This is a genomic window from Vibrio sp. 14N.309.X.WAT.E.F5, from assembly GCF_030397615.1.
GTDB lineage: Bacteria > Pseudomonadota > Gammaproteobacteria > Enterobacterales > Vibrionaceae > Vibrio > Vibrio lentus.
In genome coordinates, this window is record NZ_JAPNXR010000002.1 from 16,397 (window position 1) to 41,720 (window position 25,324).

At 44.3% G+C, this 25,324-nt stretch carries 16 protein-coding genes; 13 read left to right on the forward strand and 3 right to left on the reverse strand.

Annotated elements, in window-relative coordinates; genetic code table 11:
- The 9 genes from OW495_RS02520 to ggt all read left to right on the forward strand — a co-directional run bounded on the left by OW495_RS02520 (position 1) and on the right by ggt (position 14,765).
- Entirely contained in the window at positions 1 to 2,232 is a 2,232-nt protein-coding gene (locus tag OW495_RS02520; RefSeq protein WP_289884810.1) for a response regulator, read from the forward strand.
- Positions 2,207 to 3,631 (forward strand): TolC family protein, encoded by a 1,425-nt coding sequence (locus OW495_RS02525; protein WP_289884812.1) that lies wholly within the window; start codon positions 2,207 to 2,209, stop codon positions 3,629 to 3,631. Before OW495_RS02520 ends, OW495_RS02525 begins: the two co-directional genes overlap by 26 nt.
- Complete coding sequence (locus tag OW495_RS02530) at positions 3,621 to 5,207, forward strand: ABC transporter transmembrane domain-containing protein (RefSeq protein WP_009844974.1); 1,587 nt, start codon at positions 3,621 to 3,623, stop codon at positions 5,205 to 5,207. The genes OW495_RS02525 and OW495_RS02530 overlap by 11 nt, the downstream gene beginning before the upstream one ends.
- Positions 5,204 to 7,342, forward strand: a complete 2,139-nt coding sequence (locus OW495_RS02535) for an ATP-binding cassette domain-containing protein (RefSeq protein ID WP_102486235.1) — start codon at positions 5,204 to 5,206, stop codon at positions 7,340 to 7,342. Before OW495_RS02530 ends, OW495_RS02535 begins: the two co-directional genes overlap by 4 nt.
- Positions 7,343 to 7,451: 109 nt before the next feature.
- Positions 7,452 to 7,826: a hypothetical protein gene (locus OW495_RS02540; RefSeq protein WP_289884813.1), complete on the forward strand. Its 375-nt coding sequence runs from the start codon at positions 7,452 to 7,454 to the stop codon at positions 7,824 to 7,826.
- Positions 7,827 to 8,040: 214 nt separating this feature from the next.
- Positions 8,041 to 11,223, forward strand: coding sequence for a response regulator (locus OW495_RS02545; RefSeq protein ID WP_289884814.1), 3,183 nt, complete (start codon positions 8,041 to 8,043; stop codon positions 11,221 to 11,223).
- 9 nt (positions 11,224 to 11,232) lie between these two features.
- Positions 11,233 to 11,709 carry a hypothetical protein gene (locus tag OW495_RS02550; RefSeq protein ID WP_065104791.1) on the forward strand — a complete coding sequence of 159 codons (477 nt, stop codon included), beginning with the start codon at positions 11,233 to 11,235 and terminating at the stop codon, positions 11,707 to 11,709.
- Position 11,710: 1 nt separating this feature from the next.
- Positions 11,711 to 12,778 (forward strand): sulfate ABC transporter permease, encoded by a 1,068-nt coding sequence (locus OW495_RS02555; RefSeq protein WP_065104790.1) that lies wholly within the window; start codon positions 11,711 to 11,713, stop codon positions 12,776 to 12,778.
- Between the two features lie 256 nt (positions 12,779 to 13,034).
- Entirely contained in the window at positions 13,035 to 14,765 is a 1,731-nt protein-coding gene (gene ggt, locus OW495_RS02560; RefSeq protein ID WP_289884816.1) for a gamma-glutamyltransferase, read from the forward strand.
- A gap of 189 nt (positions 14,766 to 14,954) precedes the next feature.
- Here the strand turns inward: ggt and OW495_RS02565 are convergent, their stop codons facing one another.
- Together OW495_RS02565 and OW495_RS02570 are read right to left on the reverse strand one after the other, a co-directional pair.
- Positions 14,955 to 16,013 (reverse strand): hypothetical protein, encoded by a 1,059-nt coding sequence (locus OW495_RS02565; RefSeq protein WP_289884817.1) that lies wholly within the window; start codon positions 16,011 to 16,013, stop codon positions 14,955 to 14,957.
- 88 nt (positions 16,014 to 16,101) lie between these two features.
- Entirely contained in the window at positions 16,102 to 17,433 is a 1,332-nt protein-coding gene (locus tag OW495_RS02570) for an anaerobic sulfatase maturase (RefSeq protein WP_289884818.1), read from the reverse strand.
- Between the two features lie 137 nt (positions 17,434 to 17,570).
- On the opposite strand from OW495_RS02570, the gene OW495_RS02575 reads away from it, so the two are divergent.
- On the forward strand, positions 17,571 to 18,359 hold the full coding sequence (locus OW495_RS02575) for an SUMF1/EgtB/PvdO family nonheme iron enzyme (protein WP_102295026.1): 789 nt from the start codon (positions 17,571 to 17,573) through the stop codon (positions 18,357 to 18,359).
- A gap of 97 nt (positions 18,360 to 18,456) precedes the next feature.
- Positions 18,457 to 20,139, forward strand: coding sequence for an alkaline phosphatase family protein (locus OW495_RS02580; protein ID WP_102513365.1), 1,683 nt, complete (start codon positions 18,457 to 18,459; stop codon positions 20,137 to 20,139).
- A 136-nt stretch (positions 20,140 to 20,275) separates the two neighbouring features.
- Here the strand turns inward: OW495_RS02580 and OW495_RS02585 are convergent, their stop codons facing one another.
- Entirely contained in the window at positions 20,276 to 21,370 is a 1,095-nt protein-coding gene (locus tag OW495_RS02585) for a substrate-binding domain-containing protein (RefSeq protein ID WP_289884819.1), read from the reverse strand.
- An 81-nt stretch (positions 21,371 to 21,451) separates the two neighbouring features.
- On the opposite strand from OW495_RS02585, the gene OW495_RS02590 reads away from it, so the two are divergent.
- A complete protein-coding gene (locus tag OW495_RS02590) occupies positions 21,452 to 22,570 on the forward strand; it encodes a substrate-binding domain-containing protein (protein WP_102513367.1) in 1,119 nt (372 codons plus the stop codon).
- A complete protein-coding gene (locus tag OW495_RS02595; protein WP_102513368.1) occupies positions 22,567 to 25,041 on the forward strand; it encodes an EAL domain-containing protein in 2,475 nt (824 codons plus the stop codon). The genes OW495_RS02590 and OW495_RS02595 overlap by 4 nt, the downstream gene beginning before the upstream one ends.
- Positions 25,042 to 25,324: the final 283 nt, after the last annotated feature.

Sequence of the window (25,324 nt, forward strand, 5' to 3'; positions counted from 1 at the left end):
ATGAGCGGAAAACCTTCTTATAACATTTCCGTACCAGCTCTACGTCTGAGCATATTGTTCAGCGTAGTACTGGCGGCGCTCGCTTTCTATTTATACTTTTCTTGGTCAAAAGTAGATTCGGTCGCTCAAGTGCAAAGCGCCCCACTTCTAATACAAGCCCAAGCACTCAACCAGACCATAGAACTGGACATCCAAACCTTACAGTACTGCTTAAAAGCCAATAATTGCAGTGCCAGTGACTTGAACCTTTCTACCCTGAAGAGTGAAATCGACGAGTTTAGGTCTTTGGCTTCTTTGAACAAAACTGAATTTAGCTTGGTTGGTGCGACTGAATACACCCAACTTGAATTAGCTATCAATCGCTTTTCCGACAGCACTAAAACACGCCACGACGTACTCGACTTATACCTGTCACTGACGAACAACTACCTACAAATGGACGACAACTACCGCACCATGTTCAACAACCATGCGAGCGACTTGATGTCAGAGAAAAACGAGTTCTTTATCTGGTTGTTTATGGTGGTCGTGATACTGGCAGTAATCACGGTCCTATCGAATTCAGTTGCTATGTTGAAGCTGAAGAAATCCAGCTCTAATGAACGAGAAATCGACTATGAGTTCGATGCTCTCTATCAAGAGCTGAAACAACTCGACTTGCAAAGACTCGAAGAGCTTCTGAATGAAGTGAGCATCAATCCGAAGCAACGCCAGATCTACTCTCACCTCAAACTGATCTTCAGTAAATTGGAAGACCAAAAGCGTAATAACGACCTCTACAAACAACTGTATGCGCTAATCGGCTATGAGATTCGCGGAATCACCAACACCATCAATGGTGGTGTCCAATATCTGGTGCAAGAAACCGATGAAAACGGCGTATTGATGGCGAAGGATATTACCTCAGCATGTAGTACCTTATCTGAGTTAGCAGAAAACTATAACCGTTTGATTTCACAGGGTACGGAAAGTAAGTCGAAGGAATTCTCGCTACTGAGCGTGTTGTCTGAATTGATGATTCATATCAGCGCCAAAGTTCAGAGGAACGAAGGTCAACTTGACTGCTTTATCTCTGACAATTTGCCGAACCGTGTTGAAGGCCAATCCACCAGCTTGTTCTGGATATTGTTCCTGCAGCTCTCTAACGCCATCCAACTTAAATCAAACAAGAAGTTGTTCGTGACAATAGAGTCTGGCGCCGCTTCGGATATGGAAAATACACGTGTCACCATCAACCTTAATTTCCTTTCAACGTTAGATGTCTCTGTTGCCAAGCTCAATAAGCTCCATTGGAGCGATCATAAACACCATACTGCTAACACAGACGACTTAGCGAAAAGCGTATTAAAAGATTACGGGTATTACGAAAGTCACTGGTTCCAATCGGGTACACAGGAACGTTTTCAGATCGAGCTTGATCTCAAGGCGAAGAATTTCCATACAGAGAAAACTCGCTTCGACGGCAAGCATTTACTGCTTTGCGCCAATACACAAGTTCGTATCGATGTAATGAAGAAAATGCTCAGCAACTTGGGGCTTGATATCACTGAAATCCGCACTGCAAATGAGTTGTTTTCAGCGGCGAAGACCTTTGGTGAGTACGATGCCATCATGCTGACCGATACATTTGAACCCAACAAGCTGCCATCACTGAGCAAAACGGTGAAATCTCAACTTAAGAATCATCCAAATACCAAGCTGTTGCTGTCAGTAACCAATACTCAGCATGCACAAGAGTGTCACAGCTTCGTCGATAAGATCATCAACTCCCCTGCGATTCCTTACGAGTTTATTCCGAACTTGCTCACCATTATGGAAGCAGAAGCATCAGAAGAGCAGATGGAGAATAGCTCATTCCTTATCGTAGAGGATGACCGAGTTCAGCAAATCTTACTTAAACGAATCCTCACCAAACAAGAGTATGAACCAGACACGGTTGGCGATGGCGCAGACGCAGTGGAGCACTTCATGAATAAACGTTCTGACATTATCTTCATGGACTGCATCATGCCAGGTATGGGCGGCATTGAAGCGACCAAACGCATTCGCCAGTTCGAACAAGAAAACGAGAAAAACCCTTGTACCATCATAGGGGCAACCGCATTGACCAGCAGTAACGAACACCAGGCTTGTATTGAAGCCGGAATGGATTACGTGATCAGCAAACCTTACAAAAGCGACCAAATCATCAAGGTGATCAACAAGTATGTGGCTGTACAGAAACTTAACTAGCAGCATTATGGCTGCGCTTACACTCAGCACGATACCTTCAGCATCGGCGACGACCCTGCTTGAGGCGGTCGAACTCGGCCTGCAAAACAGCCTATCCCTTCGCGCCAGTGATAAAGGTGTGGAAGAGAACGAATACAACATTGGGATCAGCCGCTCTAAGTTTCTTCCTTCACTCAATGGTGCAGCTGATACTACATGGAATGAGAATGAAACCTTGTTATCGAGCGTGCCCGATGAAACCTCTAGCTATAACTCAAACAGCTACAGCCTTTCCCTTTCCCAATCGATATTCAATCTTGGTGATATTTTCAAATATGGCACGGCAAAACTCGACTTCAATATTGAGGAAATTAAACACGAGAACAAAATCCAAAGCACCATCTCTGAAATCGGCTCTCAATACTTCGAGTATTTGAAAAACAATGCGCAAATAAAAGCGACAAAGGTTGAGCTTAAGTCGTCTGAAACACGTGAACATCAGATGCGACGTAACGTAGAATTGGGAAATACAGCCGCCAGCGAGCTTTATGAAGTTATCGCTCAGAAAGAAGGTGTGTCGAATCGATTAAGAACCTTGCAGAAAGATCGCCGTGTCATTCTCAACGGACTATCCATTCAGATTCAGTACCCTATTACGCCATCACAAGACATATACGAAAGTGTGCCATTAAAAGAGATAAACGAAAGCGAACAACACTCAATCATGGATCAAGCATTAAAGCTCAACAACGACTTGTTAGTGGCGAAGAAAAACGTCGAGAGAAGCCGTAGAAGCTTAAAAGAGAGCGGTACAAACTTCTTACCTACCGTGTCGCTTTCAGCCAGTTATCGTCACGATGACGCCAATAACTACGATAAAACCGACATCACAGCGACAGGCGAAAGCAACTCAACTAGCGTTGGCTTGAACCTAGCCTTGCCTATCTTGTCTGGTGGCTCTGATTACTACGGATATCAAAAATCATCAACGGCGATTGAACGTACCGAGCTGCTTTATCAAGACTCGCTTTACACTACGCGCAACAGCGTGAACACCTCTGTGCTCAACATTAACGATTTTTCGCAATCTATAAGCAGTTACGAGAACATCATTCGCGCCAACTATGCCTCTTACAAAGGTATTCAAAGGGCATACCAGTTAGGCACCCGTACGATCACCGATTTGCTTGCCGCAGAAAGTAAGCTCTTCAGTGCCTTAAGAGATTATGAAAGCGCACGATACGACTACATCATCGAAACCATCAAGCTTGAGCAAGTTAAGGGCGTGCTCTCGATTCAATCGATAGAAAGCATCATGCAATTGATGAGTGATATCGAAGGGCGAAACAATCAAGAATTAGTGCCTAAACACCTTCTCTCAACTGAGTCGTTGAAAACAGGAGGTCGCAATGCAAACTGAGCAGTTTTCTCAAAAGATCAATATGGCAGATAAGTGTTATCTGACTTTCTCTACAATAATTTCCACTCTATTTGGCTTGGTACTGCCCTTCTCCATTCTGATCATTTTCGACCGAGTATTACCCAACCAAGCACAAGATACGTTGTTCTTGTTGTTCGCGATTATCCTGATTTCTATCTTCCTCGACTACCACCTGAAAAATCAGGAAGAGAAAATATCTTCCGTCATCATGAGGCAGTTTGAGACCAACTTAACCAACAAGGTATTCCAATCCATCTGTTTGGCTGAAATCTCTAAATTTCGCCGCTTAGAACCGGGCGAATACCTAGAACGAATCTCAACCATTCCTGAGTTGAAAACCTTCTTTGGCGGCGAATCGGTTCGAGCGCTGATCAACCTTGCTGTTAGCGTGATTACCATACTTATCATCGGCCTCATCAACATATGGGCTGGCGTGACGCTTCTGATTGCCTCGCTCATTTTAGCTATTTTCGCTTGGAGCCTTTCTAAACAAAAAATTGGCAGCTTACAAAACAAGTCCGATATAGAGGGCTTAACCACATCCAAAATCATTGAAATCATTTCTAGCCCGCTGGATATCAAAGCGCGGAACATGGAATACCGCGTTGAAAGCCTAATGACACAAATGGTCGAGGAACGTGAAGTTGAAAACATCAAATACGAACAGATTGAATCGAATTTTGGCTTGATCTTAGCGCTCATCCAACAGCTTTCCATTGCTTGTGTTGTTGTGGTATTGGCAACAGCCGTTATCAATATGGAGTCAAGCCAAGGCATCATGGCCGCGATCATCATGCTGACCAACCGTTACTTTGCGCCCTACCAACAAGTGATGCGTACCGCGAGCCGTTGGGAGCTAAACAAACTCCATATACAACGCATCGCCGAGCTTCTTGAACTGGCCGCGTCGGTTGAACATCAACATGAGACGACTGAAGTAGAACGTATTTCTGTTAAATATTCTGAAAAGCAGCGTATCGAATTCGAACTCGGACAAACCTATTTACTTACCGGGAAAAGTGGCTCCGGTAAGACCCATCTTGCTAACTGTATTACACGTCAGAACAATGATAACAAACTGGACATCATGATTAATGACACGCCTCTGAGTGACGTAAACTACAACGTTTGGCGTAACAGCGTGTTGATGGTCGATAAAACAAGTTCATTCGTGGAAGGGACCATTATTGATAACCTAACGTGTTTCCGTCCAAGCTTGAATAACACGGCTTTCGCCTTATGTGAAACCATGAACATCAAGGCGCAAATTGACGGACTTCCTGCTGGTTTTTATACGGAACTCAAAGGGCACATGCGCAATCCATTCTCTCGCCAAGTGGGATATGCTCTGTTATTAGTCAGAGCCCTGCTCGCCAGTAAACGGGTATTGATATTCGACGATATAGATTGTGTCTTTGATGAAGAATTTGCGCGCGTCGTGCTGACCAGTACCGCCTATCGTGCCAATGACAAAATCTTAATCATCGCCAGCAATAAGATGGACAAACTTAACCACCGCCTCAAACGTGTCAAGCTTACGGGAGGTGACCAATGAGTATCCTTGTAGACTTCAACAATGTCTCGCAGCGTGTTTCGGATTTTGAAGCAAGCGGTTATGACGAGCGTTACAGTCATTCACCTCTGATTCGCGGCTTGGCCTATACCTTGATCGCTCTTGAGTGGGAAGGTACGCCCTCTATACTCAGTGACGCCTTTATTCCCAAGCCAAAAGACAGCGATAGCTTTACTGCAACCATAGAACGTCTTGGATACCGTTGTGATGTCACCCAGTTAAAAACACTCGAGAATATCGATAAGTACCCTCACCCGTGCTTTATTGAGATAGAAAATCTGAGCGCCATCTTCTTGGGTACCAAAGATGGAAAGCTGATGTTGTTTGATTACACGAACAACAACACCATTGAATATCCAATGTGTAAGAAGCCCTGTTTGTTGATTGCAATTAGTGAATATTCTCGCCTGTTCCGTGAACCACCACCGGAATCTCAGGACAGAAGCAATTGGATAAAGTACGCTTTCTATCGTTATAACAATGAACTTAAAAGCCTGATCATTCTCAGCTTCGTGATCAGTATTCTGGGCGCATTACAGCCATTCTTTATTATGAGTGTGTATAACTTTGCGCTTACTTCGAGTTCTCAAGCGACACTCTATTGGTTGACCTTATTTGCCATTATTGTGGGTTTTTCGGAATACTTTTTTAAAAAGATGCGAGTCAACATCATTGCTACCTCCGGTAAAGATCTCGCGGTTCACATATCTCAAGCCGTAATATCGAAACTGCTTTGGCTACCTTACGCAATGACATCAACTGCAGGGGTTTCATCTCAACTGGCACGATTGAAAGATATCGATACCTTCCGTCGCTTGGTGACTGCAGAATCAACGCTTAGCTATTTTGATATGCCGTTTGTGATTGTTTTTATCATCGCGATTGCCCTGATGTCTGGCACAGCAGCGCTTGTGGTGATGGGCGGCTTAATCTTGATGTTGGTGTTCTGTGTATACTCACGCTATATCTATTCTCAAGCCACATCCAAAAGCTCTCGCGCCAATGCGATGGTCTCTTATCAATGGAATGAAATCCTTCGTGGGATCAAGACAATTCAGGGTTTACCTCTACTGCGCGTGGTTCAATCTCGTTTTAGTGCCTCCCATATGCAAAGCACCAGTGATGCCGAGAACGTTGCTGTAACCAACAGTAAAATTCAGGCGGCTGGCGGTAGTTTGATTCAGGTGATTGGTACGGCAAGTATCGTGACGGCTGTAATCGGCGTAATGGAAGGGACATCAGATGCGGGTGCGATGCTTGCGACCGTTATTCTCGTTTGGAAAGCACTAGGCCCGATAATGGGCATCTATAACTCAATTTCTAAGTTTCAATCCATCAAGGCTTCGTCGGCACAGATCAACAACTTGATGTCGATGAATGACGATAAACTGACCTTAGAGAAGAGCCCGCCTATTCGCTTATTCCAAGGCAGTATTGTGGGCAGTGGTGTGAGTCACCGTTACACAGGAGCAGCAACAGGGTTAACCAACCTTGGCTTCAAGATACCTCCCAGTGCAAAAGTCGTCATATGTGGACCGACAGGCAGCGGAAAGACCACGCTCATTTCAATCATGGCTGGTTTAGAAGATCGTTATCAGGGCGCGGTGTCTGTCGATGGCTATAACATTAAGCAATTCAACAGCTATCGCTATCGCACGTCGATTAACTACATCCCCTTCAATTTGCACATTTTCGAAGGTTCTTTGGAGACCAATTTCATTTTACACAATGGATTGATTCCAGCAGAGAAGATGCAAGAGATGGTGAGCTTCTTCGAGCTAGACGAATGGCTGCCAGAAGGCTTGGCGACTCAATTGAGTGTCGATAAGTGCAAAGGTCTTCCGAATGGCATTCAACAAAAGCTGCGTTTGGCGCTTGGGTTAGGTAACTGTGAGCAATCTCTGATAATCATTGATGAACCGTTCAACGGGGCTGAAAATGAAAACGCGCAGTATTTTAACCGCCTGTTCAGCGATAAGTTGCTGAACAAAACAGTCATTTTTTCAACCAATGATCCCGGTTTGATCGCTACTTCAAACATGAGTTTAGTTCTAGAGCCTGATGGAAACTTGAAATATTTTGGCTTAACAGACAAATACTTAAACAGTTTAAGTTAAACACGACGATGCTTACTCACAGATTATTCGTTCAATAAATGGATGTAATTGACAAAAACATAAGTGAGAGAGATGATTCGATCTGAAATCACATGTAACAAGGAAGCAAATGTACACATTCGTTGCAGACAAGCTTGATGTCGCTTATTTATCCGCAATTCCTGAAAACCATCAACTTCAGGACTGTGATGTGCCTGAAGAGGAGATCGAACTTCGAGAGATCGTTGAGGTTTGGTATGAGTGTGCCTTTCTACCCGCTTTCAACCTTCAGAAAATCGATATCGAGAACAAAGCTGAGCTAACCGTTGTACAAACACATGTTTTGAACAACGATACGAGTACGCTCGCTTTCCTACTCAAAAACAGAGTGTACCGCGCTGCACTGAACAGAATGCTAGGGGTTTGGGCGTTAGAACCCTCTGCAAAAACGGTGTTAGAGCAACTTCTGTTTGAACTAAGTCTCGATAAAAAGCGCCCTCATTAACTCGCTTTATAAGCTATTCATCAATAGGCATAAAAATTAAACCAGCTGACAATCGCTATAAGTTGCTAGTAAGAGAAGATATTTCGAAGTAAGCTCTGGAATCACAAGAACTTATACCCCTCCCACACTTCCATTAAATTTACTGTTTCAAGGTTTCCATATCCGCATTTTTATTCTACTGTTTTTATATAAAAACAGTTGGATGGATCCTTATATGGCGATTACGGTCTGGAATAACCTTTCAGTCAAACATAAACTCTTTGGCTTAGTTCTACTTCCCATTTCACTACTGCTCTTTCTAGCAGGCAGACAAGCGTATATTTTAACGACTCAGTTAACCGATTTTGAACGAACTAATCAGTTATCTGTGTATCTTCAAGATATTTCGGTCTTATATCGGAGCACTCTGGCTTCTAGCCCTGAAGAATTCGCGACGCAAAGCAGCCAAGTAAAGGCGGAACTAAAAACGCTTTCTCCGGCTATATTTTTAAACACTTCTGATGAAATGAACCAACTGGTTGCTGACTTCAGTGAAGCAACCCTATCAACGATGGAAGCGACGGATAGTTACGATAAATTGGATGCACTTGAATGGCAGAGTGATTTGTACAAACAGTTGCTCCTTGAGATAGAAAAAGTCCCTTTCGAAAACACCAAGCGTGAAATTCAACAGCACCTCACCGCGTTACAACAGCTTGAATGGCTGATGTTTTGGTCAAATGAAGAATTTAAACTGGGTACCTCATTGATTGAGATATTCCAAAGTAGCCAAGAATACGATCCAGAACTCGCTGAACAGATCAAAACTCTAAGTGAAAGACAACAACTGTTCCTAGAACGCTTTGTGTCATTGAATGCCAACGAACATCAGGTGTCATTGATGGTTGAAGTGTTTAGAAATGATGTGTTTGCTCAAAGCCAAGAGATCCGCAGCGCACTACTCGACCTAAACGCAATCAGCCAACTGACGCCACAAGAGATTTCTGTAGGATTAGAGGCAATGAGCGCTCGACTCAGCTTATTGCAAAGCCTCGGTAATGTTATCAAGCAAGAGTTCCAACAGGAAGTTGAGCAAGCCATCTATGAAGCGCAAATCCAGCGAACACTGTTTATCTCGATCGTTGCTTTGCTCGCGACCATTGTGATGGGATTAACCCTAAGCTTGGCACGACAAGTCACCAACAACCTGAATTTGGTGTTAGCTTTCTTGAAAAGCGAAAATGATGAAACTCGACCTTCTTTGGATAAGCTAATTCAAGGCAAAGATGAACTCAGCCTATTTGCTCAACAAGTAGAGCGACTCACCATCGAACGAGAACACGCAAAAGAGAAGTTAACCTTAGCCGTAGAAGACGCAGAGAGAGCCAAAGATCACGCAATACAAGCGAGCAAAGCGAAAAGTAGCTTCTTGGCTAACATGTCACATGAGATTCGCACTCCGTTAAACGGGGTTATCGGTATTTCAGAGATCCTATCTGATACTCCACTTACACCAACACAACGTGATTATGTAGATACAATCGAGACCTCATCTCAATTACTACTAAGCCTGATCAACGACATCTTAGACTTCTCTAAGATTGAATCTGGCATGCTATTAATCAGCCCGCATTCAGCGTCGATTAGAGAATCCATTTACGACATCGCTTCGATTGTTGCGCCTAAAGCCAAAGAGCAGAAAATATCAGTCAACGTCGATATCAGCCCAGACACACCTGCACGCGTGATGATCGATGACCACCGATTAAGACAGATTTTGATGAACTTTATGTCGAACGCAGTGAAGTTCACAGCCGAAGGTGGTGTAACACTATCAATCAAGACACTCGAACAGTCTAACGACAATGTCACCATTCGATTCGCAGTGCGCGACACAGGTATTGGTATCGATAAACAACAACAGAAACAGATATTCGAACCGTTCGCTCAAGAAGATGATTCAACGACCAGACAATTCGGTGGTACTGGTCTTGGTCTTGCGATCAGTACTCAGCTTGTTGAGCTTATGGGTGGTCAGATCCAACTCGACTCAGTCAAAGGTGAAGGCAGTTGTTTCTACTTCGATTTAGCGCTGCCCGTTGATCTCATGCTTCCTAAACCAAGCACAGCATCAGCAAACATCTACATTCTGGGTAATGAAAACATGCTTTCTGAGCGCATAGAAAGAGACCTTAACCTTTATGGTTTAAAGATCACTCAGCAAACCAACAGCGCAGACACCATCAATGAGCAAATCTCTGTAAAACAACACAATAAACCAATCACGGTCATTTTTGCTGAAGACGATTCATTCCAAGCGAGTGACTATTCAGACAGCCTAAATAAACTCCATCAAAATGGCGCGACTATTTGTTTGATTCGATCATTCCTAAGTGACCCTGCAGATATTGGCAACTGTATTACGGCTCAGGTATCGCAACCCCTACTCGGCTTGCGCTTAATTAAAGCCATTGAACTTTGTGACACACAAGGCCTAGCTGAACTATCAGAAGCCAACCAACAAGCCCTGACGATTCAACAAAAAATCCTTATCGTCGAAGACAACAAAATCAACCAAAAGATTGCCGGACTTCACGTAGGAAAAAGTGGCTTCGAGTTCGAGTTTGCGAATAACGGCCAAGAAGCCGTCGACATGTTTACGGCAAACCCTAACTACGCCGTAATACTGATGGATTGTATGATGCCCGTTATGGACGGCTTTGAGGCGACTGGTAATATTCGTCGCGTTGAAAAAGAGACCAATGCGACGCGCCGCATCCCTATCATCGCCCTCACAGCAAGTGTGATTGATGACGATATCCAAAAGTGTTTCGATGTAGGCATGGACGACTACGTGCCAAAACCATTCAAATTCGAGATGTTGAAAGAAAAAGTTCTCGCGGCGGTAGAAGCAATGCCATTGCCTGCCACCCATAACACACCTTCAGTATCTACCACCTCAACGGTCACCCCTATTCATAACGCAAAAACAGCCAAGAAAACGCTACCTGAGCAAGCCGAATTGGACATGATACCAAGCAAATCAGAGAAAATCCTGTTGGTAGAAGACAATCGCGTAAACCAGAAGGTTGCTTCAGTCATGCTAACAAAAGCTGGCTATGCCTTTGAAATTGCAGACAACGGACAAATAGCCGTTGATATGTATCAGAACGACAGTAGCTTCGACATTATTTTAATGGATTGCATGATGCCGGTGATGGACGGCTTCACCGCAACTAAGGAGATTCGTGAACACGAGAAAAACCTAGGCTTAAGCAAAACTCCTATTATCGCGTTAACCGCCAGTGTTATCGATGATGATATTCAAAAGTGCTTTGATTCCGGAATGGATGGGTACGTAGCGAAGCCCGTAAGAAAAGAAAAGCTATTCCACCAAATAGAAAGTGCGACTTGTTAGGAGAAACCAATGGATTGGATCAAAACAATTAAAACGCTCTCGAGCAGAGTGCTGCTATCCGCTGCTATAGGGTTGTTAGGAAGCTTGCTTCTTCTCAATCCGGCTCATGCCGCAGAAGATTATGCAATATTCTCTCTAGACTCAGGGTTTGAAGAGATATCAATAAACAAAGCGAGAAAGCTATACAGAGGAAAAACGAAACGCCTCAACGGCAAACGCGTAGAACTGTCTGATTGGCCTGAAAACAGCGCCGAGAGAGAAAAATTTTATCAACTTTTACTGGGGAAAAATGCAGCCCAAATGAATGCACACTGGGCTGGCTTATCTTTTTCAGGAAAAGCTCGTTATCCAAGAGAAATCAAAACGGCTTCGACAGACAGTTTAGTCGACTGGCTAGACGACAAACCAAACCGTATTGGTTACTCCCCACTCTCTTCGGTTCCTCAAAATGCCAACGTTCTCTACGTTATAAGTTCGGAGAAATAATATGAAAAAAATAATTACGTCAGTGCTATGTGCTTCGATTGCCTCTCCGGCTTTTGCCATTATTGAACTTACCGATAATTTTTCGTTAAGCGGATTCGGTTCTACTTCTTGGGCAACCTCAGATAACGACAATCCACTCATCATCAACCGCGGTTTTACTGATGCAAATTGTTACGACTGCGATACCACATTTGGAGTTCAGTTAGACTACTTCTACAACTCATTCAAAGCTTCTGTGCAAGTTGTCAAACCACCTCAGTATGATTGGAGTGATCCTCAATTAGAGTGGGCTTACGTCGGTTACGAGTTTAATGACTTCGATGTAAGTATTGGACGCTTAAGGCTGCCACTGTTCCTTGCCTCTGAATACTACTATGTCGGCCAAGCCTATATGACAGCAAGACCACCAACAGAGGTATACAATTCCGTATTAGGTATTACTGCCTTCAATGGTATCAAAGTGAGCTGGACTCATGATGTAAGCGATGAAGCTACCCTACTACTCTCTCCGTTTTTCGGAATTAAAGATAACAATGAAGTCGACTTCAATTCGACAACTGAGCTTGAATTTGAAACCAATCGAATGTTTGGTGCCAACTTGCAATTAAGTGGAGAGGATTATCGTTGGAACTTATCCTTCTTAGATTCAAATTTCGATCAAACGGTTAAGATTAAAAACGTTGGATCTCTTCCAAAACAAGACAACCAACACATCCAACTTTGGTCGTTAGGTGCCGAGTACGAATTTGGTCAAGCAATACTGGCCAGTGAAGGGCAAACCAGTGACTTCTCCTCTTCGATGTACGCAAGTTTGGGTTACAGACTCAATTCGTTCACTCCTTACGTCGTTTATGGCGCTGAGTTTGATTCACACGAGCACCTAACAGGAAACAGCTACCTAATTGGTGTGGATTACGATGTGTTACCAAACGTCTCTATCAACGGTGAAGTGCAGTATTTTGAAGCTCGTAAAGCAAACGGGGCGTTTGTCGAAGATTTTAACGCACTGACTGGCTTTGATGACAAAGATGCCGTGCTTTACACCATTATGTTGAGTTTCGTTTTCTAACCTAGAATTAAACAATCACCATTAAAAAAAGCCCAAGGTAATCATTCAACCTTGGGCTTTTTTATCGCTGTAACTGTTCAGTCAAACCTGCCGAAACATAAACCATAACTATCGTTTCGACGGCGAATATTGAGATGGTTTTATTCCAATGTCAGAGCCGTCAGCATTGTGTAAAAAGGCTGCAAACTCACGAACTTCATCGACCTTGCTCGGTCAATCTTAGAGTAAATAAACAGATACCTTAAACGGAGAACGCATGCGAATAGCTACTTTATCTTTAAGTTTGGTTTCAGCGGTCGGTTTCGCGGCTGAGCCAAATCCTTTTCCAATTACGCCCGATGAAACTGGCGAAGAGTTTATGGTAAGTGCAACTAACCCATACGTAAGCAGTACAGGGTATTCGATACTCAAAAAAGGCGGTAACGCAGTCGATGCCATGGTTGCGATGCAGATGACCATGTCGGTGGTAGAACCGGATATGACAGGGATCGGCGGTGGTACTTTTGCGCTGTTTTATCAAAAAGACAAAGACCAATTCCTCGCAATCGATGGGCGTGACGAAGCGCCCTCAAGTGCGACTCCAGATATGTTCATGGAAGGTGGGAAAGCACTCAGTCGAAATGAGATTTTAGGACCAAGATCTGTCGCAGTTCCCGGCACGCTCCGTTTGCTCTATAGCACTCATCAAGAATACGGAAAACTGCCATGGTCAGAGCTTGTTCAGCCTGCCATTGAGCTTGCCAGTAAAGGTTATGCAATGAACAGCTACACCTATGACATCGTGGTTCGTGAGCAAGAACGATTGATTGAAGATCCAGAAATCAAAGCACTCTATTGGAATAACGACGAGATTAAACCAACAGGCACTTTGATGACCAATTCAGAGCTTGCCAACACACTGACCAATATTGCTCAACAAGGTGACAAATACCTTTATGGCGGCGACTTTGGTAAGCACATCGTAGAAACGGTCAATAGCCGTATCGACTCAGACCAAGCTAAGCTCTCTATCGAAGACTTTGAGCACTACCACGTTAAACAACGTGATGTCATTGAGAGCGACTATCGAGGCAATAAAATTGTCTCGTTTGGCTACCCTGCCTCTGGTGGCGTGATGGTTGCTCAAAGTCTTGAAATGCTAGAGGCCTACGACTTGGCAGACATGTCAAAAACCGATGTGGAACCTTGGCGCTTAATGACGGAAGCAATGCGAATCGCCAAAGCCGATCGAATCGCTTATGCGGGCGATCCTGATTACGTTGAAGCCCCTGTGAATGCCCTGCTCGACAAATCCTACATCGATGAACGACGCAAACTGATCCCTGAAAGTGGCATTGCTCAAAACAACCCTAAAGCGGGAAAAGTCACCGATACCGAATACGCGCAGTATCAAGGCTTTGAGAGTCAAGATACCGGACACATTTCCATTATCGACAAAGACGGAAACGCGATTGCAATGACAAGTACTGTCGGCACAGGCATGGGTTCAGGAGTAATGGTCGACGGCGTGATTCTTAACGCGCAAATGGCAAACTTCTCAACCAAACCAACCATCAATGGTAAGCCGACACAAAACGCTATCGAAGCAGGCAAACGTCCTCGCTCAGCGATTACGCCATTAATGGTGATCGACAAAAAAGACAACCTGCGCTTAGTGGTCGGGTCTCCGGGTAGTTCGCAAATCCCAGGTTACGTGTTGAAAACCGTGGTTGGCGTTCTCGATTGGGATCTCTCCGCACAAGAAGCAATTGACCTGCCGAACATTCAGTACGGCACTAAAATTGATCGAACCAAACCTTATGACCCAAAAGGTTTATTAGTTGAGAAGAAGACTTACGCTGAAATGCTTGTCCCAGAATTTATGCAGCTTGGTTATCCAGTGCATGTGATTCCAGTGGTCAGCGGTTTGAATGCCATTGAAATCAAAGATGGCAAGATCCACGGCGCAACAGACAGACGTCGCGCATCCACCTCAATGGGCGAATGATTTAACTAAATGGGTGAGCGAACAAGCTCACCCATTTTAGACGCCTCTAGCTTACTTCTTATTCTAAAACACATTCCAAAAAGAACTCTATGACCCGTCTTGGTATGAGTCGACACTAAATGTAAAAAAGCCAGTCGAACATTTCGACTGGCTTTTCATTAGCGGCTTCGCTATTTACTCATACAAGGATTATGAGCTTGGCGCTACTCGCTTCTCTTTCAGCTGATCAATTACGTAACCCGGTGCCACTTTTGAAAGCTCTGCCAAGCATTCATCCGTTTTTTCATTACCGTAACGTACGTAGATGTCACATACTGCGTATAGCTGCTCTGGTGACCCAGAGATCAAATACGCTTTCTCGAAAGATTTAGTCGACTTATCGATATTCAACTCTTCTTGCAATACTCCATTTAAGTACCAGTAGTAGCTGTTATCTTTCGCAAGTTCTGCTGCCACTTCAATCTCATTTGCCGCAGCACTCTTGTCTTCAAGACGAACCAGTGTCAAAGATTTAGAATAATGCATTGCTGCATTGTCTGGCACGTTCTTCAAACCGCGATCTAGCACTTCAACCGCTTGTTGGTCTTTGCTCTGTGCTCGGAAGTTATCAGCATAGCTCAGCCAAACTTGTGACTCTTTGGGATGAGTTTTGATGAGCTCTAGATAAACCGTTTCCGCCTTATCCCACTCGTTGTGCCAGCGAAGCACATCAGCAAACAACAGTTGAAACTTTTCAGATTCTTGCGTTTCCAAGAAGCTAATCAACTCTTGTACTGGTGGTTCAATTTGTGCTTTTTGTTGGTCATCTAGAACATTAAAGTCACGAATTAGATTTGACGTTGCCGTGTGACGAACCATGGTATCGGTGTCTTTTAACAGTGGCGACACCAATGCCCAGCGATGCTCAAGTTGGTAAGGTTCAGAACCGATCACTGCCGCTTCACGAACTTCAGGGTTTTGATCTTTTAAGCCCCTAGCAACCGCCACCAGCGCATTCTGGCTTGGGTATTTCGCAAGTTCTTGCAATGCACCAGTACGGTTCTCGATCGATTGATTCTGATCTTGTGCCATGTAAGACAGCTGTTGAATGCGGGTTTGAGTGTCCGTCATTTCAAGCACTTGATTGATATTTTGCGCTGGTGCATCAACGGTTTGTTGAACGCTATTGGCTGCCATCGCCGACGTTGAAATCAATGCGGACGTTGAAACCAATAAAGCAACCGCAGTCGCTAAACTCTTCTTCATCATAGTATTACCTTAAACTAGAGAAACTTAGCCTGTCCTTAGACACGTATTTAATTAAAATTCGTTAGGCTCTATAAACCTAGACACTGAGTTAGAACTTGGTCTCGAACGTAGCTTGTTGCGCCCGTTTTGCACGATGCGCCATCAATATTGAGTCACTGAATTTGCCATGAGCGACCGGATGCCCCATTGCACGCGCGACGTAAGCCATCGACTTATCAACGTGGGAAAAGAATTTATGCCAACCTGCACACAAATAGTTCAGACCCGGCTCACCAGCACGAGTTTTGATAAAGCGGTTCTTAGGACACTCACCATGACACGCAAACTTGTAGTCACACTGCTGACATTGACTGGTCAGTGTGCGTGATTTAGCGAAACCAAATTTCTGTTGCGGTGCGCTGTATGCGAGGTCATCAAGCTTCTCGTGGTGGATGTTGCCTATTTTATATTCAGGGTAAACATAGTGGTCACAAGAAAATACGTCGCCGTTAGGCTCCATCGCCAGACCTTTACCGCAGATTTCGTTTAGAGTACAAAGTGGGTTTGGGCGACCAATCCACGTTTCTAAGCTCGCTTCAAAATACTGAACGAACACTTTACCGATATCGTGCTTCGCCCACTCATCAAACACAGCAATTAGGAAGTTGCCCCACGCTAAGTCCGATACACACCAAGATTCCATGATTGAATCTTTGTGGCCCGGAATCAGACGCTTGTCACCTTGCTTGAGTTGCTCACTCACTTGAGACGTTTGTGGCGCAACGGTTCTAAAGGTTTTCTGCTCAACGATAGGAATAAACTGCATTTGTGGAGACTTCACCACATCGCGAAGGAAACGATACACTTCCAACGCATTTTGGCTAGTGAGGTTGTTCACGCAGGTCAGGGTGGCGAATTTCACTTGGTGTTTGTGCAGCAACTCAACAGCTGCCATTACTTGTTTGAAGGTGCCACGCCCTGCTCGGTTGACACGATACGCATTGTGCAGCATTTCAGGGCCATCAATACTCAAACCAATCAGGAAGTTATTCTTTGCTAAGAAGCGACCCCAATCGTCATTAAGTAGAGTGCCGTTGGTTTGTAGGTCGTTTGAAATCAATACACCCTCAGGCTGATACTTTTTCTGTAGTTCAACCACACGTTCGAAATACGCTAACCCCAGCATGGTCGGTTCACCGCCCTGCCATGAGAAGATGATTTCAGGAGTATTTTGACCTTCGATGTATTGTCGGATGTAAGTCTCTAACGTCTCATCATCCATTCTTGGAGAACTGCCTTTCTTGTACTCCAACAAATCTTGCTTACTTAGGTAATAACAATATTTACAGTCAATGTTACACGCTGCGCCAATCGGTTTAGCCATAACATGCAAGCGCTTAGACGCTTTACCGTTATATTGTGGACCTTGAGTAATGTGCATGATTTACCTACCTATCTTATTATCTTGTTCCCATCATAATTCCTAATAAAGTCAGTGGCATGTTATACCCTTTATAACCAATAGGAATGACCTTAAACGTTAGAATCACAGCCTATTTCGAACATTTGAGGCACGTGATGAAATTTTTCAATTACAAACATTTAGCAGCAGTTAGCAGCGTCACCATGACTATTTTCCTGAGCGGCTGTGCAAGCGTGCCTACACACCCTATCGCCCAACAAATCGACCAAGAGATGGTGTTGGTTGAAGGGGGTACATTCACCATGGGTTCAAACCTCCCTGAAGCAAGCAAAGCCGAGCGACCTGCACGAGATATCACTGTAGATAGTTTCTACATCGCGAAGTTTGAGGTGACTCAAGAATTGTTCGAATCGGTGATGGGTTCATCTCTCAGTTATTTCCAAAACCCGCAAGTTCCGGTCAATAACCTAAGCTGGCAACAAGCGAACTATTTCGTTGAACAGCTGAATGAACTAACGGGCGAAGAATACCGCCTGCCGACTGAAGCTGAATGGGAATTTGCAGCGAAGGGTGGCAACAAAAGCAAAGGCTATACTTACAGTGGTTCCAACAACTTAGATGATGTTGCGTGGTACTCAGCAAATTCAAAAAATAGCGCGCATCCTGTCGGGCTAAAGAAGCCAAATGAACTAGGCTTATATGACATGACAGGAAACGTTGGTGAGTTTGTCATTGATGCTTTCGATGACACCTTCTACAGATTCGGTCCAACAGACAATCCAAACAATGCTAAACACAGTGACGTTGGTTTATCACACAAATCAGTGCGCGGTGGCAGCTTTGCTTATGACGAAGATGAATCTGAAAGTTACCGTCGTGATTTCGCAAGCCAATCGATCACTATGTCAGACATGGGTCTGCGCCTAGTAAAAGATGCAGACTAACAAAATACCCCATGGTAGCTGAAAAGCGGACAACCTCTGTTCAGTGATTAATCCATGTCATTTTGAATAACGAAATTACATTGAATAAGGATACTCTATGCAATACACCAAGCTTTCAGGGCTTACACTTGCGTTAGTCTGTGCCTTCCCTGTTTCAGCAGCAGAGAAGCCTAATCTAGTCCTACAAATCACGGTAGATGGCCTACGGGCAGATCTTATCGAGCGATATAAGCACAACTTCGGTGAAGGTGGTTTTCGGTACTTAATGGATGATGGCACCTACTACACCAATGCGAACTACCAACACGGCAACACAGAAACCATTGTCGGTCATGTGTCGCTTGCAACAGGCGCTCCACCGAGTGTTCATGGCATGGTAGGGAATGTTTGGTATGACCGCAGTGAAGAACGTTTGGTGTATAACGTAGAAGACGGCAACTACAAAATGCTGACTTCAGGCGCGGGGGTCGACAAAGCAACCGAGATCGACCCAACCCAAAAGACTGCACAAGGTGATGGTCGCTCTCCAGAGCCTATACTTGCTACCACCTTTGGTGACGAACTGATGATTTCCAATAGCGGAAAATCTAAAGTCTTCGGTGTCTCAGTAAAAGATCGAGGCGCGATCTCACTTGCAGGACACAGTGGCAAAGCGTTCTGGTTCTCGAAAGCACAATCGGAATTTGTTACCAGTAATTATTACTATGACGAATACCCAGCTTGGGTATCTCGTTGGAATGAAAAAGAAATTGCAGCCCAATACTCTAAGCAAAAGTGGGAGTTATCATTACCACGTGAAAACTATACCCTGCAAGAACACAACACGGACCACAAGGTTAAGTTAGGCGATTTCCAACGCACCTTCCCTCACCCATACGGCCCTGCAAGCTATAAATACTACAGCACAACATTAACCGTGAGCCCAGCTGGCGATGAGATTACAGAAAACTTTGCAAGTACGCTATTGATGCAAGAGAAGTTAGGTCAAGGCGACGTCACCGATTACCTATCAGTAAGTTTCTCATCCAACGACTATGTGGTTCACCTCTACGGGCCTGAAAGCTTAGAGACGGAAGACAACCTAATTCGACTTGATAATACTATCGCTAAGCTTCTTAAAACCGTCGATAACCAAGTTGGCCTTGAGAACACGTTAATTGTACTGTCTGCCGATCACGGTGTCCCTGAATCTTCACCTGCGGCAAATGCTCTGGGTTTCAATCAAGCTCAGTACTTCAATAAAGATACGTTGCTGTCGAGTGGCGTAGAGAAACGATTGAAGGATGAGTTTGATTTATCCAAAGACGCAATACGCTTGTATGCACAGCCTTATATTTATCTGAATCACGATTTAATTGCGGAGAAGAAGCTTGACCTGGCAAAAGTTCAGGAAGCGATTGCGGATGAGATTGCCAAAATAAAAGGCGTTGCGTTTGCCGTATCGAGCAGCGATATTGCGACGAACCGAGTCCCTGATACTCATGTAATGCAGCTCATTAAGAACAACTACCACCCTGCTCGTTCTGGCGATGTGTATGTGGTATTTGCTCCACGTAGTTACATTAACGACATGGAAGGCCTTCAAATTGCCTCGACTCATGGTTCACCTTGGAAATACGATACGCATGTACCGGTTATTTTCGCAGGCTATGATGTGGATGCTAAGAAGGTTTCACGTCCGGTCACGCCATACGACATTGCACCGACACTTTCGAACAAATTGGGGATCACTCAACCAAGTGGTTCAATTGGACAAGTGCTAGAAGAGATCGCTGAATAATCGAAATCACGGAGTTTGTGAGTAAGACTTCCAAACCCCAAACATAGAAAGAGCCGCTAATCTGTTTAAGCTTCAACAAAGCGAGTTTAAACAGATTTTCGGCTCTTTTTGTAATGCTCGATAGAGTCACGCGAACCTAATTCTTACCCGAGTAGCGAAACGCTTCTCTGGTTAGCTGATTCAATTGCTCGTCAGTCATTTTGTTGTGCACAACATTAATGCGCCCCAAATAAACCAACGGAACCTCCGCTTCTCTCTCTTCCAAATGAAACTTGATGGCTTCAGCCGTTGCCACGCCAAGATCATCACTCATTCGCATGGGTGTCGCGTCCAATTCGTCTGAACGAATCTTTTCTATCTCTTTTGCTGTTCCGCCCCAACCTGTCACATAAACTTCAGATAACATATCAGCTTTTTTTAAAGCATCTACGGCACCCATGGTCATCGCCGTATTGGCATTGTGAACCATGGTCACCTCAGGAAAGTTACCTAACACTAAGCGAATTCCATCAGCGCCACCTATCTTTTGATACTGTCCGAAGTGCTCATATACCGTTAACCAGTCACCTTTCTCTTCTACACAATCGATGAAACCCTGTGAACGCTGCGTATCAGTGATTCCCGGAATTCCTCTATTGGCAGAAAACTCGACCTGATTCCCTAACTCTTGCACCACATGGTCACACAACACTTCCGCACCCATTGCACTTGAGAAATCAAACCAACTGTCTGGTTGATGTTTCCATTGCTCATTTGGTGTGTGAAAAGCCCAAATAAAGGTTTTGAACTCTGTTGATGCAGACAGTTTCTGGATGTTTCCAGCTTGTATACCCAGTTCTGAAGGACCAAAAATCACAAAGTCATAGGGCATTTCAGAATTTAGCACTTGATCGGTGTATTGAGTCTGCAAAGAGTGCTCAATTTGTCTCGAAGTAAACTCTTTAATTTCGAATGGTAGGTCTAAAGCGATCAATCTTTCCTTCAATGCCGTGTAATTTCGCGTCCAAAAGTCAGAAATATCTGCACTTGGGTAAATTAGTGCAATTCTCACTGAGTTTTCAAGAGAGCTAGCCTTCAAAACTATTGGCTCTCCACTTACAGTCTCTTGAAATTTATCCAGTTTTATCAAATCGGCGTCAGACCTTATGCCATCAGCGTTCACGTACCAAGGAAGCGTAAAACAAGCGGTTAGCAGGGTTGGCAAAATATTTTTATAAATCTGACCCATCATAACTGTTACCAAATGTTTGAATGTTTATTAACAATATTATAAATATATACCGACAATGATTTAAAGCACTTTATAGAATTCATGAATAAGATAATTAATTTTGCGAGTTTGTTGCTCGCTACCACCTGCTACTCAAACAGTTTTGCAGGTAATCCAGAAGACGATTTCTTCCAATATGCTGAAGAGAAAGTAATGAGAGCGGTGTCCAGTCAACGAACTTGGGGAGGGCCAACACAAGGGCCTGCTGTGCGTCATGAAAAGAGTGTTATCTTCGTCGCGTCTGACCTACGTAATGGTGGCGTGTATGGCGTAGGGAAAGGCATATCTGAAGCCATTTCTCACATCAATTGGCATCTTAGGTTCATCGATGGTTTGGGCTCAGAAGTGCGTCAAGGTGCGGCGATCAGAAAAGCAATTGGCTTTGAACCCGATGCCATTGTTCTCGGTGGGATTGATGCTGTCCGCCACAAAGACATCTTAAAACAAGCCGAAAGTCTCGGGATTGTTGTCATTGGGTGGCATGTGACTGAATTGGCGGGTGGAAACCCAGATATTGGCTTATACACAAATATTACAACCGACCCTCTTGATGTGGCCGAAATAGCGGCACTACTCGCTATAGTCAACTCAAATGGCCGTGCCAAAACCGTGGTGTTCACCGACCCGAACTATGAAATAGCGATGATCAAAGCCAACGCTATGGTCAACACGATTAAACGTTGTCACACGTGCGATGTTCTTGAGCTGAACTACCTGCCGCTAGAAAAAATCGCCGAACAAATGCCTGCAACATTAAAAATGCTAGAGAAGAAATACGACGAAAAAATCACGCATATACTAGCAATTAACGATCTATACATTGATTACGCTATCCCTTCTCTAGAGTCCAATCTCGAAGAGTACAGACTGATTCCACAAAACATTTCCGCAGGTGACGGAAGTAAAGCCGCATACAAACGAATTAACAGCGGCCAGTTCCAATTGGCTACTGTCCCTGAACCGCTTTATTTACAAGGCTGGCAAATTGTCGACGAGCTCAACCGAGCGTTTAACGACATGCCACCGAGTGGCTACTCTGCCCCTGTTCATCTCGTCACGCCTGATAATGTTGAAGAGCTAATAAGCCAAGAAGACAAAGGTATTTACGACCCTAAAAACGGTTACCGTGAAGCGTATCTGAGAATTTGGAAGCCACAATGAAATTACGTCAGATAAACATCACCCAACGACTCATTATTTCGAACCTTTTATCGTTGTTGATCGTCAGCCTCGCCGTCATCATGGTGATTCGGTCGCTCTATTACGTAGAATCGACACTCAAAACCGAAACCTCTACACACGTTTCAGAGTTAATAGTGAACTCCGAAATCAGCCGCCGAGTGTTCACTTTGACGTCTCGAGTGAAACTGCTTGAACAAACCTTCTTGTTCAGCGAAACCACCTTGTCTGAAGAAGCGTTTAACGTGGATTTTCAGCTCCAACGCCTAAGAGATTTGTCGACCAATGAAGGGTTCTCGCAAAAGATTGATGCCTTTATTAATAACTTCCACCGATTCTTGGGTAGCTCACTGGCACTGAATAGAATCTTTAAGCAAACAAATCAAATCGATGCAACCTTAGCCGATCAACTGAATCAGCTCGAATTTGCGATAGCCGATAGTAAGCTCAGGCACTTAGACCAACCTAATTTTATCCGTTATAACAATGAATTAGATCTTATCAACATGTTGAGAGAGTCTTTTCTAACTTCAGGAAAAATGGTAGGCGACATACACAGTCGTATCACTCCAGAAACCGAGAAAGTACTGCTTATCGAAGTCGAGAAAGAACTCGATATCTTTTTGCTTCACTTAGAAAACGTTGATATAGAAACACCCGCGGTTATCACCGAGAAGAAGCGAATCAGCCGAACGGTTAAACGATACAACGCCGCTTTGAAACGTATTCGCGCTAACCTCGAACAGCGTTGGTTAGTGATGGCGTCACTCTTAGCAGCACAAAGTGACTTGTTAGAGATGGTAGAAAACACCGAGTTACGTGTCCAAACCCAAGCCTTAGAGTTAACCGACCAACTTGAAAAAGAGATCGGTTTATCAAGGTTAAACGCCATTATCATGAGCTTTTTCGCGATTGTATTGTCGAAGCTGTTGGTCAACCACGTGGTTAGACACCACATTAGACAACCCCTCAACGCGCTAAGGCATGGCTTCGACCGTTTAGAATCCGGTAGCCTCAAAAACCCAATCAATTTGGGCAGAAATGACGAATGGTCTCACTTAGAAAAAGCCTATAACAACATGGCATCGAGACTGTCTGAAGCCTATTTGGATCTCACGGAGGAAAAGAAGAACTTCGACTTCCTTGCACATCATGATCCGCTAACCAACTTAGCGAATCGACTATTAGCAACCAAGCAGTTAGACAAAGAAATCGAGCGTTCAAGTGAGAACAACGCACCTTTCTTATTGTTTTATCTCGATATTGACGAATTTAAGACCATCAATGACTCGTTAGGCCACGCGCCAGGCGACAGCCTATTGGTTAACGTCTCTGACATTCTGAGTAAGCTGGTCGGAGACAAAGGCTTTGTTGCTCGAATGGGCGGAGATGAATTCTTGGTCATGTATTCAAACGTTGGTTTGGATGAGGGCGAGCCAATCGCTGACCGCTTGAACCAAGCATTGAGAAAACCCTATTACATTGATGACAACTCTATCTTCGTGTCAGCAAGTATCGGCGTGTGTGAGTACCCGACTCACGGTTTGGATCGTGAAACCTTAATTCGAAACGCGGATACCGCCATGTACCACGCCAAACGTAATGGTAGAGACCAATACAGAGTTTATGCTGACGAAATGACCCATGCGGTCAATGACTTAATCGAAACCAATATGGGGCTTCATCAAGCAATCGCCAATGACGAACTGGAAGTCTACTTCCAACCCAAGGTGGATTTAAACTCACAAGATATCATTGGAGCCGAGGCTTTAATTCGATGGAGACATCCCAAGTTAGGGCTACTACCACCGGTTGATTTTCTTGAAGTCGCCGAGAGAAGTGACTTGATCATCGACATTGATAAGTGGGTATTTAAGAAAGTCGCCAACCTGATCACCGAATGGCAGCGTGCGGGCTTAGACCTTCAAGGTGTGATTTTCTCCATCAACTTCTCAGCTAGGATGTTCTACATGACCGACCTCGCTGAACAACTGCAAGTGATACTCGACGAAACCGATTGTCAGCCACATCAGTTGCTACTGGAAATCACTGAAAGAGACATGATGCGAGATTTCGAGACATGCTCAAGGACTATAGAAGTGCTTCATTCGAAGGGGTATAAGATCGCGATTGATGATTTTGGTACGGGTTATTCTTCATTGTCAGTGTTGAAAAATCTGTCTGCTGATTGCGTCAAGTTAGACCGAAGCTTTATTGAAGACATTAACTCGTCGAAGGTCGACTACGAGATCACTTGCGCGGTACTCAAACTCGCACAAATACTGGATTTTTCAGTGATAGCAGAAGGTTTGGAAACTCAAAACCACGTAGAGACCCTGCGCCAGATAGGTTGTAAATATGCTCAAGGCTATTTCTTTGCAAGGCCGTTGCCGACTGATGATTGGGTGTCTTACTTCTTGCTCCACTCAGAACAGACGCCAAAAGAGGCATAACAGATCTTTACGGCTTAAATGATGCTGAGGGTCTGCCTCAAGCATCAGTTTAGTTGGAGCGATAAGGTTCATCATCTAGGGTAATCGGCAGCGATTGAAGACAATTGCTCTCCAACCAGCAGGTTTGGGGGTGAACAATGTACTTCGGTCGTCAGCTGGATGCTTTGGTTTTTCGATAACTTTTGGCAGTTCAGAGGGAGGATAAGCTTTGACTAGAGTTAGAACCATCAAGAAGGACATTCGGTACAAGTTCTGCCCTATACTAGCTAGCAGGCCATAGCTG